This is a genomic window from Aeromonas sp. QDB54 (genome assembly GCF_027707385.1).
In the GTDB taxonomy this organism is placed as follows: Bacteria; Pseudomonadota; Gammaproteobacteria; order Enterobacterales; family Aeromonadaceae; genus Aeromonas; species Aeromonas hydrophila.
The window spans coordinates 60,558-77,867 of the sequence record NZ_JAPCIT010000015.1 but is presented as its reverse complement, the minus strand read 5'-3'; the positions used below and the strand labels follow the sequence as shown (position 1 = coordinate 77,867).

General features: G+C 59.0%; 16 protein-coding genes and 1 pseudogene. 8 read left to right on the top strand and 9 right to left on the bottom strand.

Features of this window, described 5'->3' with window-relative positions:
- Window positions 1-32 precede the first annotated feature (32 nt).
- The 6 genes and pseudogenes from ftsZ to mutT all read left to right on the top strand — a co-directional run bounded on the left by ftsZ (window position 33) and on the right by mutT (window position 7,720).
- Window positions 33-1,184 (top strand): cell division protein FtsZ, encoded by a 1,152-nt coding sequence (gene ftsZ, locus PG881_RS15405; protein ID WP_005305686.1) that lies wholly within the window; start codon window positions 33-35, stop codon window positions 1,182-1,184.
- 101 nt (window positions 1,185-1,285) lie between these two features.
- A complete protein-coding gene (gene lpxC / locus PG881_RS15400; protein ID WP_011707578.1) occupies window positions 1,286-2,209 on the top strand; it encodes a UDP-3-O-acyl-N-acetylglucosamine deacetylase in 924 nt (307 codons plus the stop codon).
- Between the two features lie 140 nt (window positions 2,210-2,349).
- A complete protein-coding gene (locus tag PG881_RS15395; RefSeq protein ID WP_016352175.1) occupies window positions 2,350-3,255 on the top strand; it encodes a M23 family metallopeptidase in 906 nt (301 codons plus the stop codon).
- Window positions 3,256-3,314: 59 nt separating this feature from the next.
- The gene (gene secA, locus PG881_RS15390) at window positions 3,315-6,035 is read left to right on the top strand and encodes a preprotein translocase subunit SecA (RefSeq protein ID WP_011707576.1); all 2,721 of its coding nucleotides are present in this window, start codon (window positions 3,315-3,317) and stop codon (window positions 6,033-6,035) included.
- 74 nt (window positions 6,036-6,109) lie between these two features.
- A pseudogene (locus PG881_RS15385) lies at window positions 6,110-7,298 on the top strand (tetratricopeptide repeat protein).
- Between the two features lie 8 nt (window positions 7,299-7,306).
- Entirely contained in the window at window positions 7,307-7,720 is a 414-nt protein-coding gene (gene mutT, locus PG881_RS15380; protein ID WP_016352173.1) for an 8-oxo-dGTP diphosphatase MutT, read from the top strand.
- Between the two features lie 60 nt (window positions 7,721-7,780).
- Here the strand turns inward: mutT and yacG are convergent, their stop codons facing one another.
- From yacG to PG881_RS15335, 9 genes are all read right to left on the bottom strand, one after another.
- Entirely contained in the window at window positions 7,781-7,975 is a 195-nt protein-coding gene (gene yacG / locus PG881_RS15375) for a DNA gyrase inhibitor YacG (RefSeq protein WP_005305661.1), read from the bottom strand.
- 9 nt (window positions 7,976-7,984) lie between these two features.
- On the bottom strand, window positions 7,985-8,707 hold the full coding sequence (zapD, locus tag PG881_RS15370) for a cell division protein ZapD (protein WP_024945431.1): 723 nt from the start codon (window positions 8,705-8,707) through the stop codon (window positions 7,985-7,987).
- Between the two features lie 37 nt (window positions 8,708-8,744).
- Entirely contained in the window at window positions 8,745-9,359 is a 615-nt protein-coding gene (gene coaE, locus PG881_RS15365; RefSeq protein ID WP_270801156.1) for a dephospho-CoA kinase, read from the bottom strand.
- Window positions 9,360-9,378: 19 nt separating this feature from the next.
- Window positions 9,379-10,251: a prepilin peptidase gene (locus PG881_RS15360; RefSeq protein ID WP_270801150.1), complete on the bottom strand. Its 873-nt coding sequence runs from the start codon at window positions 10,249-10,251 to the stop codon at window positions 9,379-9,381.
- Between the two features lie 62 nt (window positions 10,252-10,313).
- Window positions 10,314-11,555, bottom strand: a complete 1,242-nt coding sequence (locus tag PG881_RS15355) for a type II secretion system F family protein (RefSeq protein ID WP_270801147.1) — start codon at window positions 11,553-11,555, stop codon at window positions 10,314-10,316.
- A gap of 115 nt (window positions 11,556-11,670) precedes the next feature.
- Window positions 11,671-13,377 carry a PilB family type IVa pilus assembly ATPase TapB gene (gene tapB, locus PG881_RS15350; RefSeq protein WP_270801144.1) on the bottom strand — a complete coding sequence of 569 codons (1,707 nt, stop codon included), beginning with the start codon at window positions 13,375-13,377 and terminating at the stop codon, window positions 11,671-11,673.
- Window positions 13,378-13,380: 3 nt separating this feature from the next.
- Window positions 13,381-13,815: a prepilin-type N-terminal cleavage/methylation domain-containing protein gene (locus tag PG881_RS15345; protein WP_168754635.1), complete on the bottom strand. Its 435-nt coding sequence runs from the start codon at window positions 13,813-13,815 to the stop codon at window positions 13,381-13,383.
- A 322-nt stretch (window positions 13,816-14,137) separates the two neighbouring features.
- The gene (gene nadC / locus PG881_RS15340) at window positions 14,138-14,995 is read right to left on the bottom strand and encodes a carboxylating nicotinate-nucleotide diphosphorylase (RefSeq protein WP_270801136.1); all 858 of its coding nucleotides are present in this window, start codon (window positions 14,993-14,995) and stop codon (window positions 14,138-14,140) included.
- Window positions 14,996-15,000: 5 nt separating this feature from the next.
- The gene (locus tag PG881_RS15335) at window positions 15,001-15,471 is read right to left on the bottom strand and encodes a retropepsin-like aspartic protease family protein (protein WP_024944772.1); all 471 of its coding nucleotides are present in this window, start codon (window positions 15,469-15,471) and stop codon (window positions 15,001-15,003) included.
- Between the two features lie 147 nt (window positions 15,472-15,618).
- Here PG881_RS15335 and ampD point away from each other — a divergent pair, with 147 nt between their 5' ends.
- Both ampD and pdhR read left to right on the top strand, forming a co-directional pair.
- The gene (ampD, locus tag PG881_RS15330) at window positions 15,619-16,191 is read left to right on the top strand and encodes a 1,6-anhydro-N-acetylmuramyl-L-alanine amidase AmpD (protein WP_270801134.1); all 573 of its coding nucleotides are present in this window, start codon (window positions 15,619-15,621) and stop codon (window positions 16,189-16,191) included.
- Window positions 16,192-16,466: 275 nt separating this feature from the next.
- Window positions 16,467-17,231: a pyruvate dehydrogenase complex transcriptional repressor PdhR gene (gene pdhR / locus PG881_RS15325; RefSeq protein WP_011707564.1), complete on the top strand. Its 765-nt coding sequence runs from the start codon at window positions 16,467-16,469 to the stop codon at window positions 17,229-17,231.
- Window positions 17,232-17,310 lie beyond the last annotated feature (79 nt).

The window sequence follows — 17,310 nt, the reverse complement described above, 5'->3', positions numbered from 1 at the left end:
GCTGAGTCAGGCAAATAAAGCGGAGAGACAACATGTTTGAATTTATGGATAGCCACACTGACGAAGCCGTCATTAAAGTGATTGGTGTGGGTGGCGGCGGCGGCAACGCGGTCGAGCACATGGTTCGTCAAAACATCGAAGGCGTTGAATTCATTACCGTCAACACCGACGCCCAGGCTCTGCGTAACTCCAGCGCCAACACAACCCTGCAGATCGGCGGTGGCATCACCAAGGGTCTGGGTGCCGGAGCCAATCCGGAAGTGGGTCGTGATGCGGCCATGGAAGATCGGGAAGCGCTGCGCGAGCTGCTGACTGGCTCCGACATGGTGTTCATCGCTGCCGGCATGGGTGGTGGTACCGGTACCGGTGCTGCACCGATCGTGGCCGAAGTGGCTCGCGAGATGGGGATCCTGACAGTTGCTGTCGTAACCAAGCCGTTCTCCTTCGAAGGGAAGAAGCGGATGGGCTTTGCTGCTCACGGCATCGAAGAGCTGTCCAAGAACGTCGACTCCCTGATCACCATCCCCAACGACAAGTTGCTGAAAGTGCTGGGTCGCGGCATCTCCCTGCTGGACGCTTTCAAGGCTGCCAACGACGTACTGCTTGGCGCGGTACAGGGCATTGCCGAGCTGATCACCCGTCCGGGCTTGATCAACGTCGACTTCGCGGACGTGCGTACCGTGATGCGTGAAATGGGTACCGCCATGATGGGTACCGGTTCAGCCTCCGGTGATGACCGTGCCGAAGAAGCGGCCGAGAAAGCCATCTCCAGCCCGCTGCTGGAAGACGTGGACCTGGCCGGTGCCCGTGGCATCCTGGTCAACATCACCGCCGGCATGGACATGACCATCGAAGAGTTCGAAACCGTGGGTAACGCGGTCAAGGCCTTCGCCTCCGAGAACGCCACCGTGGTGGTGGGTACCGTAATCGACCCGGAAATGCACGACGAACTGCGTGTGACCGTGGTTGCCACCGGTATCGGTGCCGAGCGCAAGCCGGACATCACGCTGGTGAAGAACAACATGGTACAAGAGCGTCCGGCCCGTCAGCCCCTGATCAGCGAAGCCCTGCAGTCTCGCGTGATGGAAGAGGCCCCGGCCAAGGTGGTCAACGCCGAGCCGCAAGCTCGTCGCGAACCGGATTATCTCGATATTCCTGCGTTCCTGCGCAAGCAAGCCGACTAAGCCTCCAATGACGCTGGTTTGTTTGTTGCTTAAGGAATGTGCTAAGATGGCCCGGCAACGACCATCTGGTCAGGAATTTGAGCTGTTAAGCGGATACGCCCATGATTAGACAAAGAACCTTGAAAACGAGTGTCCAGGCCACCGGTGTCGGCCTGCATTCGGGTCGGAAAGTCACAATGACGTTCCGTCCGGCGCCTGTTAACACAGGGATCGTTTACTTGCGTACCGATCTGAATCCTGTGGTAGAGCTGCCAGCCAATGCCGATCAGGTGCGTGATACCGTGCTTTGTACCGCTCTGGTCAATGAAGCCGGTGTCCGAGTCTCTACCATTGAGCACCTCTCTGCCGCGCTGGCCGGGATGGGCATCGACAACCTCTATGTCGAGGTTGATGCGCCCGAGATCCCGGTGATGGACGGCAGTGCGCACCCCTTTATCTACCTGCTGCAAGAAGTCGGTATCCGTGAACAGAATGCGCCCAAGCAGTTTGTGCGGATCAAGCAGAGCATCCGGGTTGAAGACGGCGACAAGTGGGCGGAATTCCACCCCTATCGCAACGGCTTCAAAATGGATCTCGAGATCGACTTCCAGCATCCGGTATTTGAAGGACGCAATCAGCGTTGCGTGCTGGACTTCTCCGGTGCCTCTTTCGTGAAAGAGATCAGCCGTGCTCGTACGTTCGGTTTCATGCGTGACATCGAGTACCTGCGTTCCCAGAACCTGGCGCTGGGCGGTAGCCTGGAAAACGCCGTGGTGCTGGATGACTACCGGGTACTGAACGAAGATGGCCTGCGCTATGAAGATGAATTCGTCAAACACAAGATGTTGGATGCGATCGGTGACCTTTACATGTGTAACCGCAGCATCATCGGCGAATTCCGTGCCTACAAGACCGGCCATGCCCTGAACAACAAGCTGCTGCGTGCCTTGCTGGCCAAGCAGGAGGCCTGGGAACTGGTGACCTTCGAGGGTGAGGGCGACAAAGCGCCCATCGCTTACTACGATAACGGTCTGGTTCTGGCCTGATAGCTGTGCAACGGAACGTCGGTCCTCTCTCCGCACCGACGTTCCGTCATTTGTTTACTCCATTCTGTAACACCGATTATCTCCCGGTTTTATTTCCCGTGCGGGCCAATGGCCACACCTGACCGAGCAGACTGATTTCTATGAGCATTACCCTGATCCTCAATGGCAAGCAGCGACGCAAGTTGCACTTACCGAAACAACGTCTGGCCTGGGTCGGCGGTATCTTCTTCACTGTATTGGCCCTGAGTGGTGGCTGGCTCTGGCAGAGCTGGCATCAAAAAATGGAGGCGCTGGAAGTCGCGCTGGCCATGGCCGAACAGCAAAAATCCACGCAAGGGGCTGACGAAGCCCGCGAACAGCTTGCCATGCTGGCCGCCCAGGTGGGCACCATGCAGGGGCAGCTGGGCCGTCTCAACGCGCTCGGCGAGCGGCTGACCGAAAAGGCCGACCTCGATCCCGAAGAGTTCAATTTCAAGGAGCTGCCTCCCATGGGCGGCCCCTCCTATGATGCGGATCTGGAAGTCAGCCTCAACGAGCTGCAGGACTCCATGAAGCATCTCAGCCAGCAGCTCAGCAGTCGTGAAGAGCAGCTGTCGGTACTTGAATCTTTCATCATGAATCACCATATAACCGATGCCGGCTTTATTTCCGGAACACCGGTCAAGCAGGAGCGGGTTTGGGTCTCCTCTGGCTTTGGTGGCCGGGTCGATCCGTTCAACGGTCGCGCCAAGATGCACAAAGGGGTGGATTTCCGTGGCAAGCCCGGCACCCCCATTCTGGCGACGGGCCCAGGGGTTGTGAGCTGGGCGGGCCGTCATCCGGAATTTGGCAACATGGTGGAGATCAACCACGGCAATGGTTTGGTGACCCGCTATGCCCACAACTCCAAGTTGCTGGTCGAAGTGGGCACCCTGGTCGATGAGGGCCAGAAAATTGCCTTGATGGGACGCACCGGTCGCGCGACCGGGGTCCATTTGCATTACGAAGTGTTGAAAGATGGTCGTCAGGTGGACCCCGCGCGTTTTCTCAATGCCAGACGGGGTTAGGTTTTTTTCTCCAGGTTCCAGTGACGGAACACTTATATAACCAGAAATAGTTGGTACCCATGATTAGCACACTGCTTACCAAGATTATCGGCAGCCGGAACGACAGAACGCTCAAGGCTCTGCGCAAAATTGTAAAACAGATCAATGCGATGGAGCCTCAGTTCGAAGCTCTGTCCGATGCACAGTTGCAGGCCAAGACGGCCGAGTATCGTCAGCGTCTGGAGCAGGGTGAGACACTGGAGCAGTTGCTGCCGGAGGCCTTTGCCACCGTGCGTGAAGCCTCTCGCCGGGTGTTCGGCATGCGTCACTTCGACGTCCAGCTGATCGGTGGCATGGTGCTGAACTCCAACCGCATCGCCGAGATGAAGACAGGTGAAGGCAAGACCCTCACCGCGACCCTGCCGGCCTACCTGAACGCCCTGAGCGGTCGTGGTGTGCACGTGGTGACCGTGAACGACTATCTGGCCAAGCGTGACGCCGAGGCGAACCGCCCGCTGTTCGCCTTCCTCGGCATGACAGTCGACTGCAACGTGCCCGGCATGGACGCGTCCCAGAAGCGTGACGCCTACGCTGCCGACATCACCTACGGTACCAACAACGAATTCGGTTTCGACTACCTGCGCGACAACATGGCATTCTCGCCCGAGCAGCGCGTGCAGCGTCCGCTCAACTATGCGCTGGTGGATGAGGTGGACTCGGTGCTCATCGATGAAGCCCGTACCCCGCTCATCATCTCCGGCCCGGCAGAAGACAGCTCCGAGCTCTATATCCGCGTCAACAAGCTGATCCCGCTGCTGGTCAAGCAGGACAAGGAAGACTCCGAAGAGTACACTGGCGACGGCCACTACACGGTGGACGAGAAGAACCGCCAGGCATTGCTGACCGAGAACGGCCAGATCTTCGTGGAAGAGCTGCTCAAGAAAGAGGGGCTGCTGGCCGAGGACGACTCCCTGTTCTCCGCCACCAACATCAGCCTGCTGCACCACGTCAACGCCGGCCTGCGTGCTCACACCTTGTTTGAACGCAACGTCGACTACATCGTCCAGAAGGACGAGATCGTCATCGTCGACGAGCACACCGGCCGTACCATGCCGGGCCGTCGCTGGTCCGATGGTCTGCACCAGGCGGTCGAAGCGAAGGAAGGGGTCAAGATCCAGAACGAGAACCAGACCCTGGCCTCCATCACCTTCCAGAACTACTTCCGTCTGTACGACAAGCTGGCGGGCATGACGGGTACTGCTGATACCGAAGCCTTTGAATTCCAGCAGATTTATGGCCTGGATACCGTGGTTATCCCGACCAACAAGCCGATGGTGCGCAAGGACATGGGCGATCTGGTCTACCTGACCGCCAACGAGAAGTATGCCGCCATCATCGAAGACATTCGCGGTTGCGTCGAGCGCGGCCAGCCGGTGCTGGTCGGTACCGTCTCCATCGAGAACTCCGAGCTGCTCTCCGGCATCCTGACCAAGGAAAACATCCCGCACAAGGTGCTGAACGCCAAGTTCCACGCCATGGAAGCGGAGATCGTCGCCCAGGCAGGCCAGACCGGCGCCGTCACCATCGCCACCAACATGGCCGGTCGTGGTACCGACATCGTGCTCGGCGGTAACTGGCAAGCGGAAATCGCCCAGCTGGAGAACCCGACCGAGGCACAAATCGCCGAGCTGAAAGCGGCTTGGCAGGTGCGTCACGATGCGGTACTGGCCGCCGGTGGTCTGCACATCATAGGTACCGAGCGCCACGAATCCCGTCGTATCGACAACCAGCTGCGCGGCCGTTCCGGTCGTCAGGGCGACCCGGGTTCCTCCCGTTTCTACCTCTCCATGGAAGATACCCTGATGCGGATCTTCGCCTCCGATCGCGTCACCGGCATGATGAAGAAACTGGGGATGGAAGAGGGCGAGGCCATCGAGCACCCGTGGGTGACCAAGGCGATCGAAAATGCCCAGCGCAAGGTGGAAGGTCGCAACTTCGACATCCGCAAGAGCCTGCTGGAATTTGATGACGTGGCCAACGACCAGCGCAAGGTGGTCTATGAGCAGCGCAACGAGCTGCTGGACACCAGCGACATCTCCGAGACCATCCATGTCATCCGTGACGATGTCTATGGCGCCATCATCGACGAGTACATCCCGCCGCAGTCCCTGGAAGAGATGTGGGACGTGCCGGGTCTGGAAGCCCGCCTGAAGTCCGACTTCGCGCTGGATCTGCCGTTGCAGCAGTGGCTGGCGGAAGATGACAAGCTCTATGAAGAGAAGCTGCGCGAGCGCATCCTGGATGAAGCCACCAAACTCTATGCCCACAAGGAAGAGCTGGTCGGCAAGGAAGTGCTGCGCAACTTCGAAAAGGCGGTGATGCTGCAAACCCTGGACGGCCTGTGGAAAGAGCACCTGGCGGCCATGGATCACCTGCGTCAGGGCATCCATCTGCGCGGTTACGCCCAGAAGAACCCCAAGCAGGAGTACAAGCGCGAATCCTTCGATCTGTTCACCCAGATGCTGGAAACCCTCAAGCGCGACGTGGTCAGCATCCTGAGCCGAGTACAGGTTCAGGAGCGCGACGTGGAGGCGATGGAAGAGCAGCAGCGCCAGCAGGCCGAAGCCGCTCCCCGCACCTACACCCATGCCGCGGCCGACAACCAGCTGGCTGACGACGAGGCCCAGGCCGAAGCTGCGCCGGTTACCTTCGTGCGGGACGAGCAGAAGGTGGGACGCAATGACCCCTGCCCATGCGGCTCAGGCAAAAAATACAAGCACTGCCACGGTCAGTTGACCTGATAGCGCAATGACGATGATGCACCGCCTCCGGGCGGTGCATTCATTTCCGGCAGGCAAAGAAGGAGAGCCATGCGATGAGCAAGATGCCGACAGGATGGGATACTACTGCCCACAATAGCTGGCTGGCTGGCGGGCCAGCGCCAGGTTGCCATCCAGCAACTGCTGGCCCGGCTCAACGGCAGCATGGCCAAGCCGATTGCCTTGCTGCTGCAGTTTGCCTATTACCTCTTCCTGTGCGACGACCCGGCTTCCGCGGCGCAGGTGCTGGAGATGGCCCACAAGGCCGAACCCGGCAATGACGAGGTGCTGCGCAACCTCTGCGCTTGCTTGTCGCGGGCCGGTCAGTACGAGCTGGGCGTGGCGCGTTTGCAGACCCTGCTGCAGCGCGTCTCCGACGATTTCCATGCGCTGGACGCCCTCTGCGCCTCGTTGGCCAAGCTGGATCGCTACGATGAGGCTGCCCAGGCGGGAACTCGCTCACTGACCCTGAAGGCCCGGTCGGCGGGAAAGGCGCCACCATCCTGGGCATTGCCTGCGGCAGAACCGGCCGTCTGGTTGGCCGATGGCAGTCGCAAGCCGGATGTCATCGCTTTTTCCCTGTGGGGTAGTGGTCCCCGTTATCTGCGGGGGGCCATCGACAACGTGCTGGCGGCGTCCTATCTCTACCCGGGTTGGCGGGTGCGTTTCTACGTGGATGAGAGCGTGCCTGCCGAGTTGCTCGCTGCGCTGCGCGAACTGGGGGCAGAGCTCTTGTTGCAACCTGCCGGTCAGTCTTTGCGTCAGCGTTTGTGCTGGCGTTTTCAGGTGGCCAATGATCCATTGGTGGGACGCTTTCTGGTACGGGATGTGGATTCGGTGCCGGGCGTGCGCGAGCGGCTGGCGGTACAGGAGTGGCTTGCATCGACGCGCTGGTTTCATATCATGCGCGACTGGTGGAGTCATACCGATCTGGTGCTGGCGGGGATGTGGGGTGGGATGGCCGGCGTATTGCCGCCGTTGGCGCCCCTGCTCGAAGGCTATCAGCCCGACGTGATGGAGACGCCGAACATCGACCAATGGTTTTTGCGCGACCGGCTCTGGGGTTATCTCTCGCAGAGCTGTCTGGTGCACGATCGCTGCTTCACGCCGCCAGGCGCCATACCCTGGCCGCAGCCCGCCCCTGGCGGGAGCGAGCATGTGGGGCAGGATATCTTTACGGCACAAAGGGAGCCGCAGGCCCGTCGGCTGGCGTCCTGGATTGCCCGTTTGCCGTGTTTACGTTGAGGACAATGATGGAACAGAAGAAACGGATCTGGGTGGCGGTCGGCGTCATCGAGAACGAACGGGGCGATATCTTTATCGCCAAGCGCTCCGCCGATCGCCATCAGGGGGATCGCTGGGAGTTTCCCGGTGGCAAGGTGGAAGCCGGAGAGGATCTGCTTACCGCGCTGGATCGCGAACTGTGGGAAGAGATCGGGATCCGGGTGCAGGATTGCGCCCCCTTCATGGAACTGCATCACGACTACCCGGACAAGCAGGTGCTGCTGGATATCTGGAAGGTGACCCGCTTCAGCGGCGAGCCGTTCGGCAAGGAGGGGCAGGAGTGTCGCTGGGTGCCGCTGGCCTCGCTGCACGAGTATCACTTCCCCGACGCCAATGGCCCGATCGTGACGCGCCTGCAGGCATCACTGGCCGCACAGGGCTGATGTGAGCCGCAGTGCATACCAAAACAAAAAGGGCCGTATCGGCCCTTTTTGCTTGCTGGCTTACTGCCACTGCTCCCCTTCTTCGGGGTAGGGCAGCAGCTCCGGGTCTATTTCCCCCGGGATCCGCTTCTCCTCGTCGGCCCACTCGCCGAGATCGATCAGCTGGCAGCGCTTGCTGCAGAACGGGCGAAACGGGCTTTGCGGGCCCCATTCCAGCTCGGTTTGGCAGGTCGGGCACTTTACTTTGGTCACCATGAATGCTCCTTAGCAGCAGGCAAGCTGGAAAGGGACATCACCGATCTGCTGCTCCGTGGTGGGCAGGAAACGCAGGGCGAACCGGTTCTTGTGGCCGCTCAGGGTGGGGTAGCACTGCTGGGTGCCGGTCAGACGGATGCGGATCAGCTCGGCGCTCTCGGCGGTATCCTGGAAGAAGCCGTTGACGGCAACCTGCTCGCTGAAGTTGCCGGACTCACGCCACAGCCGCAGCAGCAGGGAGATGGCGTTCATCAACAGGTTGATGTCGCTCAGCCACAGCTGCATCTGCTGATGACGGGCGATGGCCGGGGTAGCGAGCCAGTGGTGCAGTTGCGGCACGTCGAAGGCGCACAACCCGCCCGGAATGGAGAAGCGCTGGCGAATGGAGCCGAGCAGCCGATCCTCTTTGAGGCGGGCACCTGGACGCGGGGCACTCAGCAGGTTGCGGGAGAGTTGGGCGCTCTCCTGCTGCATCTGGCTGATCTGCTCCAGGTCGACATCGGGCAGGCTGGCCCAGTGGCTCAGGCGCTGGCCGAGGCGCTCCAGATCCTTGATCAGATCGGCGCGCAGGTCGCCGCGCTCCAGCAACTCCTGCAGGTCGAACAGACCCTTGAAAAAGGCGATATGTGCCCAGGACTGGTCGCTCTCCAGATTGTCGCGGATCTGGGAAAACAGGGACTCCAGACGAAGATAGGTCCGGCTTTTTTCATTGAGGGGAAAATCGTAAATCATGCCTAATCCTGGCCAGCCATAAACCGGCCTAGTGTACTCACAGTTGGCGGGCTTGTTGAGAGGCAAATGCCAGATATGTCTCGTGCAGCGCTAAAATTCGGCTCTTTATCGCCTCGGGCGTGCCATTCTGGTTGTCCAGCACATCGTCGGCTGCCGCCAGCCGTTCGGTCCGGCTCGCCTGGGCGGCCAGGATGGCTTGCGCCTGCTCGCGGCTCACACCGTCCCGGCGGCAGGTACGCTCAATCTGGGTCGCTTCGTCCACGTCGATCACCAGTACCCGATTGGCCAGGGCTGTGAGCCGGTTTTCCACCAGCAAGGGCACTACCAGCAAGCAATAGGGGGAGCGAGCGGCCGCACACTGGCGCTGCATCTCGGTGCGAATGAGGGGGTGGAGCAGAGCGTTGAGCCAGCCCTTGGCCTGCGGGTCAGTGAAAACCCGCTCACGCAGCCGACGGCGATCGAGCTGGCCAGCGGGGGTGATGACTGCTGAGCTAAAATGGGCGGCGATGGCGGCCAGGGCCGGGGTTCCGGGCTCGACTACCTCGCGGGCGATGACGTCCGCATCCACTACTTCGATGCCCAGTTCGGCAAACTGATTGGCAACCGTGGTCTTGCCGCTGCCAATTCCACCGGTGATTGCGACTACATACATGGGTCAGTGTTGCCTTTGATCAGAGAAACGTCGTGAGGTACCAGCGGGTGATGGTATCGCCCCACAACAGTGCGATCCAGCCGGCGATAGCCAGATAGGGGCCGAAGGGGATGGGTTTGTTCTGATGATGGTTGCGCAGCAAGATGAGACCAATCCCGATGAAAGCGCCAACCAGCGACGAGAGCAGCAACACGATGGGCAGTGCCTGCCAGCCGAGCCAGGCACCCAGCGCCGCCAGCAGCTTGAAGTCACCATAGCCCATCCCTTCCTTGCCGGTCAGCAGCTTGAAGGCCCAGTAGAGGTTCCAGAGCACCAGATAGCCGGCCATGGTGCCGATCACCGCATCGGCCAGTGGTACAAATCCCCCTGTCAGGTTGAACAGCAGGCCGCCCCACAGCAGTGGCAGGGTCAGCTGATCCGGCAGAAGCATTTTGTCCAGATCGATGAAAGTGAGTGCCACCAGTACCCAGGTGAGCAGCAGGGCGGCCAGTAAGCCCCAGCTTGGTGGGAATATCGCGGCGACGACCAGCGAGAGTAGGGCCGTCAGCAGCTCCACCAGAGGATAACGGGCCGAGATGGGGGCCTGGCATTCACGGCAGCGCCCCTTGAGCCAGAGCCAGCTGAGCAGGGGGATGTTCTCTATGGCCGTGATGGCGTGGCCGCAATGAGGGCAGGCAGAACGCGGCACCATCAGGTTGTAGCGTTCTTCCTGCTGCGGCTGTGTCTCTGGGTTGAAATAGCCGAGATATTCGGCTTGCCACTCCCGCTCCAGCATGATGGGCAGGCGATGGATGACCACGTTGAGAAAACTGCCGATCATCAGAGAAAAGAGGAATACCAGCGAGAAATAGAGCCAGGGCAGGCCATATTCCAGCTCGAGGAGAAGTGTCATAACCAACCGTCTGTCATGAATTGGGAGGAAGGGTATGTGTTGTTAGCACATACCCTCGTGAATCAGCCTACTACATCGCCTAGCTTGAAGATGGGCAAATACATGGCGACCACCATGCCGCCGACCAGAACCCCCAGCACTACCATGATGAGAGGCTCCAGCAGGCTGGTGAGGCCGTCGACCAGATCGTCCACCTCCTGCTCGAAGATGGTGGCGACCTTGGAGAGCATATCATCGATGGCGCCAGACTCCTCGCCGATCATCACCATCTGGATCACCATGTCCGGGAACAGATCGACGGTGCGCATGGCCACGTTGATCTGCATGCCGGCCACCACCTCGTTGCGAATGGCCATGACGGCAGTGCGATAGACATAGTTGCCAGAGGCGCCTGCCGCAGAGACCAAGGCATCCACCAGTGGAATACCGGCGGAGAAGGTAGTGGAGAGGGTGCGGGCGAAGCGGGCCATGGCGGCCTTGTGCAATATCATGCCGACCACGGGGATGGTCAGTATGAACTTGTCGGTGTTGTCCTTGACCTTCTGGGAGGCGCGCCAGGCGCGCACGTAGAGAAAGATGGCGAGCGCTATGCCGCCAAAGATCACATACCACCAGTTCTGCATGAAACGGGAGATACCGATGACGAACTGGGTGAAGATGGGCAGTTCGGCACCGAAGCTCTTGAAGATGTCCTCGAACTGGGGAATGACGAACAGCAGCAGGATGGAGGTAACGACAATGGCCACCAGGATGACCATGGTGGGGTAGAACATGGCTTTCTTGATCTTGGACTTGAGTGCTTCCGATTTCTCGCGATAGGTGGCGATGCGATCGTAGATGGTCTCCAGGGCGCCGGACTGTTCGCCAGCCTCCACCAGATCGCAGTAAAGATCGTCAAAGTGGCGGGGATGGCGGCGCAGCGCTTCGGACATGGGAGTACCGGTCTCCACATCGGCGGCAATCTGGCCCATGAGCTCGCGCATGGCGGCCTTCTCGTGGCTGCGAGCGATGATCTGCAGGCTTTGGACCAGAGGTACGCCGGCTGACAGCATGGTGGTGATCTGGCGGGAGACGACGGCGATGTCCATCGGCTTGATCTTGGCGCCGCCCTTGGAGAAGAGCCCCTGGCTCTTCTTGCTCACCTTGGTGACGTTGACACCCTGTTTGCGCAGCTCTGTCTTGACCGTGTTGATGCTGTCGGCCTGTAATTCGCCGGAGACCTTCTGGCCCTTGCGATTCACCCCGCTCCAGCGAAAGGCGAAGACTTTCTTGGGGGCATTCTGTTTCTGGGTTAGCGTTGCCATCACTGCGTCCTGCAATGGGGCTCGGGTTGCTCGTCATGAGGAGAAGCAGCCTCGGCCTGATGGAAATCGCCAGGGCCGGCGGCACCTGGATGAATCGGCTGAGCGATAGACTCTGTCAGTTGGTTGTTACCCGGTTTATCTCCGCCAGACTGGTCACCCCCAGGCGGGCCTTCTCAAGGCCGGAGGTACGCAAGGTACGCATCCCTTCCTTCTGGGCGATGGCAGCAATTTGCAGAGAGTTGGCCCCCTGCATGATCAATTTTGCGATGTTTTCAGACATTAGCATGATTTCGTAGATGCCGACCCGGCCCTTGTAGCCACCCGAGCACTCTTTGCAGCCAACCGGTTTGAACAGCCGCAAGCCAGCGGCCAGTTGCTGCTGGGTAAAACCCAGCTCAAGCAGCTCAGCCTCTGGCACCACTTCGGGGGCTTTGCAGTGATCGCACAGTTTACGCGCCAGCCGCTGAGCCATGATCAGGGTGACCGAGGAGGCGATATTGAAGGCGGGGACCCCCATGTTCATCATCCGGGTCAGCGTTTCCGCCGCCGAGTTGGTGTGCAGAGTGGAGAGCACCAAGTGGCCGGTCTGGGCGGCCTTTATGGCAATTTCGGCTGTTTCCAGATCCCGGATTTCACCCACCATGACCACATCGGGGTCTTGGCGCAAGAAAGAGCGCAGGGCACTGGCGAAGGTCAGCCCAGCCTTGGGATTGACTTGCACCTGATTGACGCCGGGCAGGTTGATCTCCACCGGATCTTCGGCGGTGGAGATATTGACCTCGGTGGTATTGAGAATATTGAGACCGGTATAGAGCGAAACCGTCTTGCCCGAACCGGTAGGGCCGGTCACCAGAATCATGCCCTGAGGCTTCGACAGGGCACGCAGATATTGCGCCTTCTGGCGCTCATCGAAACCGAGCTGCTCGATATTGAGGCGTGCCGCGGAGGAGTCGAGCAGACGGATAACGATTTTTTCGCCCCACATCGTGGGTAGGGTATTGACCCGCATATCCATCGACTTGTTGCGCGACAGCTTCAGTTTGATGCGACCATCCTGGGGCAGCCGCCGCTCGGTGATGTCGAGCCGTGCCATCACCTTGAGGCGGGCCGAGAAGCGGTTGGCCAGATTGACAGGTGGAGTCGCTATTTCATGCAAGATCCCGTCTATCCGAAAGCGGATGCGGTATTTGGTCTCATAGGGCTCGAAGTGAAGGTCAGAGGCTCCACGCTTGATGGCATCCATCATGATCTTGTTGATGTATTTGACGATGGGGGCGTCATCATCGGTGCTATTGACGTTCTCGTCGAGCCGAGATCCCTCGTCCGAGACCTCCAGTTCGGAGATCTCGGATTCGTCGATGTCCTCCATGCCGAGGGCATCCTGATCGTTCTCCATCAGCTTGCCGATGGCTGTGGTGAGTTTGTTCTCTTCTACCAGCAGCGCCTCGGTATGCAACCCGAAGCTGAAACCAAAATCCTCCAGTGCAGATACATTGGTGGGATCCGACATAGCGATATAGAGGGTGTGCCCCTGGGTGTAAATGGGCAGAACATGATGTTTTTCAATCAGCTTCTGATTGAGATATTTCTGCGGGATCTCGGCCAGGTCGAAGGCGGCAAGATCCAGCAGAGGTACCCCATACTCCAGCTCGCAGAAGTCTGCCAGTGCCTTGCTGTCGAGGATTTCGTTTTCGATCAGAAAGGTCACAAAGGGCTTGCGCTGGGCCTTGGCTTGGCTCAGATAGCGCTGTGAGTCGGACTCACTGAGCAGGGAAGAAGCGGCCAGGCTTAATGCCAGGCCGCTATTGGGGCTAGAGGTCATGTATCAGCAGATGCCTGCGGCTACACATGAACCAACAGATCCACTCGGGTTCGCCTCCCATTTCACTCTTCCTGCATCTTCCGTACCGATTATGTAATAAGTTTCTGCTACAGGAGCTAGACCAGTTGCTTTTACTTCGTAAACTGCAGAACCTTGGGTAGTGTTAGTTGCCCGAACTTCAACTTTATCTACGATTGTGGTCGCAACACTACCACTGACAGCTGTTGTTGCAGCAGTGACGCATGCAGCGGGAGCACTGCCTGATTGACTACATACTTCTATTGCTGTCTTAGCCGCACCTGTTGCCGCAACTACCTCGGTGAATTTGGCCTTTTTGGTATAGGTCTGATACGCCGGCAGCGCGATAGCGGCCAGGATGGCGACGATCGCGACCACGATCATCAATTCGATAAGGGTAAAGCCTGATTGTTTCTTCATTTCAAATATCCTTTTTGTCCTTGGTTCCTGGGAAGTGCCGGTGGAAAACTATCCACACGTCAGTATCTTATCCGAGCTGTTTGACTTGGCAACAGAGGCCGGGGTCTTTGTTAACAATCTTTCTGTCATTTGCGAAAATTTTGATATAAATCATGGATGAAGAGTCCCTATCGACTCTTTTTTACTGGCGGGGATGGGTCCATCTCACACTCCTTTGCCGAGGGATCCTGCCTTAAAGAAAAGGCGCCCGTGGCGCCTTTTGCAAGTCCTTCATCTTGTTATATGTCAGCGACAAGATAGGGGCATGATGATGCCTCTTCGGCTAGATGAATCGCATCGAGAGATCCAGGGCGCGGACATGCTTGGTCAGGGCACCGACCGAGATAAAATCGACGCCGGTCGCGGCATAGTCCGCCAGGGTATCCAGCGTGACATTGCCAGATACCTCCAGCTTGGCCCGGCCCTGATTGAGGGCAACCGCCTCGCGCATCATGGGAATGTCGAAGTTATCCAGCATCACTATGTCGGCGCCGGCAGCCAAGGCCTGCTCCAGCTCGACCAGGGATTCTACTTCTACCTCTACCGGTTTGCCCGGGTTGAGACGGCGGGCTTCGTTGATGGCTTCAGCGATGCCGCCACAGGCGAGAATGTGGTTCTCCTTGATGAGGTAAGCGTCGAACAGGCCGATCCTGTGGTTCTTGCCGCCGCCACAGGTGACTGCGTACTTCTGGGCACTGCGCAGTCCCGGCAGGGTCTTGCGGGTATCGAGCAGCCGACAATCGGTGTCTGCCAGCTCGGCCACGTAGCGAGCGGTAAGAGAGGCCACTCCGGAGAGGGTCTGCACGAAGTTGAGGGCATTGCGCTCACCGGTCAGCAACACGCGGGCCGGGCCATGCAGGCGAAACAGTTCCTGATTGGGGGAGAGCACTTCGCCATCTTGTACCAGCCATTCAACTCTGACTTCGCCACCAAGCTGGACAAACACCTCATCGACCCAGGGCTGGCCGCAAAATACGCCAGCCTCGCGGGTGATGACCCTGGCGCTGGCGAGGCGATCCGCCGGGATCAGCTGAGCCGTGATGTCGGCACTGGCATCCGGTTGATCCAGGGCGGTGAGGGCATCGCCCAAGTCTTCGAGTAGTGCGGCGCGCACGGCGCGGCAGATGTCCTGTTGTAGCATGCCTTTTATTCCTGCAAAGGTCTGAGCAGCAACTGCCGCTCCTTTTGAACCAGCTCCAGCCGGCCGAGGGCGTTCATGCCTACCAGCACCTCGTCGCCAGCTGCTGCCGGATTGATGAAGATGGCCAGATCGTACAAGGTCAGTGGTCCCATCGCCAGCGTTTCGATGGTGCCGTTGCCGACCCGGATAAAGCCGGCTGCCGTATTCACCTGACTGCTGCCCCGGGCGGTCAGGCCAAGCCGCTCGGCAACCTGTTGTGGCACGGTAATGCGGGTCGCACCGGTATCGAGCAGCAGTTGCACCGGCTGACCATTGATGGCACCCTCCAGACGATAGTGGCCGCTGGCATCGGCCTTGAGCAGCAGGTCTCCGCTGGCGGTGACTGATGGTTGTTCGCGGGCATGAAAATAGAGGGTCAGCAATCCCATCAGAGAGAGCCAGGCCAGCAACCAGAAGCGGCGTGCCATCGGGTGCATATCCTTTCCTGAGTCGAGCGGAAGATGGCTCAGCCTACCACAGTTGCCCGTTGTCATGAGGCGACTGCGATGAGCCTGAGAGGTGGATCGCCTTGTTGCCCGTCCAGTGTTGCCAGATGTGCCATCCCATTGCAGAGCGAGTAGACAATGACTCAGCCAAAAATAGTATTTTCCATTGATTCAGACGGTTGGTGTGAGCAAGCCCGCAAGGTGCCGTCACCGCACCACAACGAGCGGGCCACCCCGAACGATATCTCCCTGCTGGTGGTGCATGGCATCAGCCTGCCGCCTGGCGAGTTTGGCGGCCCCTTCATCGATGATCTTTTCCTTGGGCGGCTCGATCCCGACGCTCACCCCTATTTTGCCGGTATCCATCAGCTGCGGGTCTCGGCACACTGCCTGATCCGGCGCGACGGTGAGCTGGTGCAATATGTGCCGTTTGGTGCCAGAGCCTGGCATGCGGGGATATCGAGCTGGCAGGGGCGAGAGGCGTGCAACGACTTTTCCATCGGGATCGAGCTGGAAGGGACCGATGAGCAGCCCTACACGGATGCACAATACGAGGCATTGGTCGGGCTCAGCCGAACCTTGTCTAGCCATTACCCCGCCATTACGGCGGATCGCATCGTCGGCCATTGCGACATAGCGCCGGGGCGCAAGACGGATCCGGGTGACAGTTTCGAATGGCCGCGCTACCGTCAGGCACTCAACTTTAAGTAATTATTCTAAAAATAAGTTTGTTTTTTTAAAACAATGGCTTGCCTTTATGGCAGGCCATTTTTACTGGCTGTTGATCAAATGTTGCCTGTGAGCGATGTCAAAAATATTGGTCTGACCAATTTCTATGAGCTAAATCATAAATCCCTCTCTTTACCCCTTAAGTGGCAAGGTTGATTCTTGATTCAGATCATCTTTTGGGTGGACTTTTCCCATGCCCTCTGCTAATTTTCGCCCCATTCATGAAATTGGTAATACCAATTTAACAAAGCAGCCTCATGCCCTATCTCAAGATTACTCAACCCAAGTTGGCCGACGCCATTGTCGCCGAGCTGGAACAGATGATTCTGGAAGGCAGTTTGCAGCCGGGCCAGAAGTTGCCGCCCGAGCGGGAACTGGCCATCCAGTTTCAGGTGTCGCGCCCCTCGCTGCGCGAAGCCATCCAGCGCCTCGAGGCAAGAGGACTCTTGTATCGTCGTCAGGGCGGCGGCACTTACGTACAAAACGCCTTGAGCAAAGGGATCGCCGATCCCCTGTTCGAGCTGCTCAGCACCCACCCGGAAGCCCAGTATGACCTGCTGGAGTTTCGCCACGCACTGGAAGGCATCTGCGCCTACTATGCTGCGTTACGGGGTACGGACGCCGATTTCGAGCGCATCCGTCAGGTGCAGTCCGCCATCGAGGAGGCCGGTCAGCAAGGCTCGCTGGTCAGCGAATCCGCTGCCGTCACCCAGTTCTATCTGGCGGTGGCCGAGGCGTCCCACAACGTGGTGCTGCTGCATCTGCTGCGGGCCATGGGCCCCATGCTTGAGCAGAACATTTTACGCAATAACGAAATTCTGAATCGCCGTCCGGGAGTGGTCGCCAAGATCCGTCGCCATCGCGCGCATCTGATCGAGGCTATCCTGTCGGGGGCTCCGGAGCGGGCCAGGGCAGCTTGTCATGAGCACCTGGCCTTTATCGAGGACACCTTGTTGGATATGCAGAGGGAAGACAGCCGGATCCAGCGATCCATGCGTCGGATCCGTCAGCAGGAAAACTAATCCCACAAGGCTTTATTGTCGAATGCTTGCGCCCTTCGCCGTGCAATGCCGTGCAATCACAACAAAATAGGAACCAGCC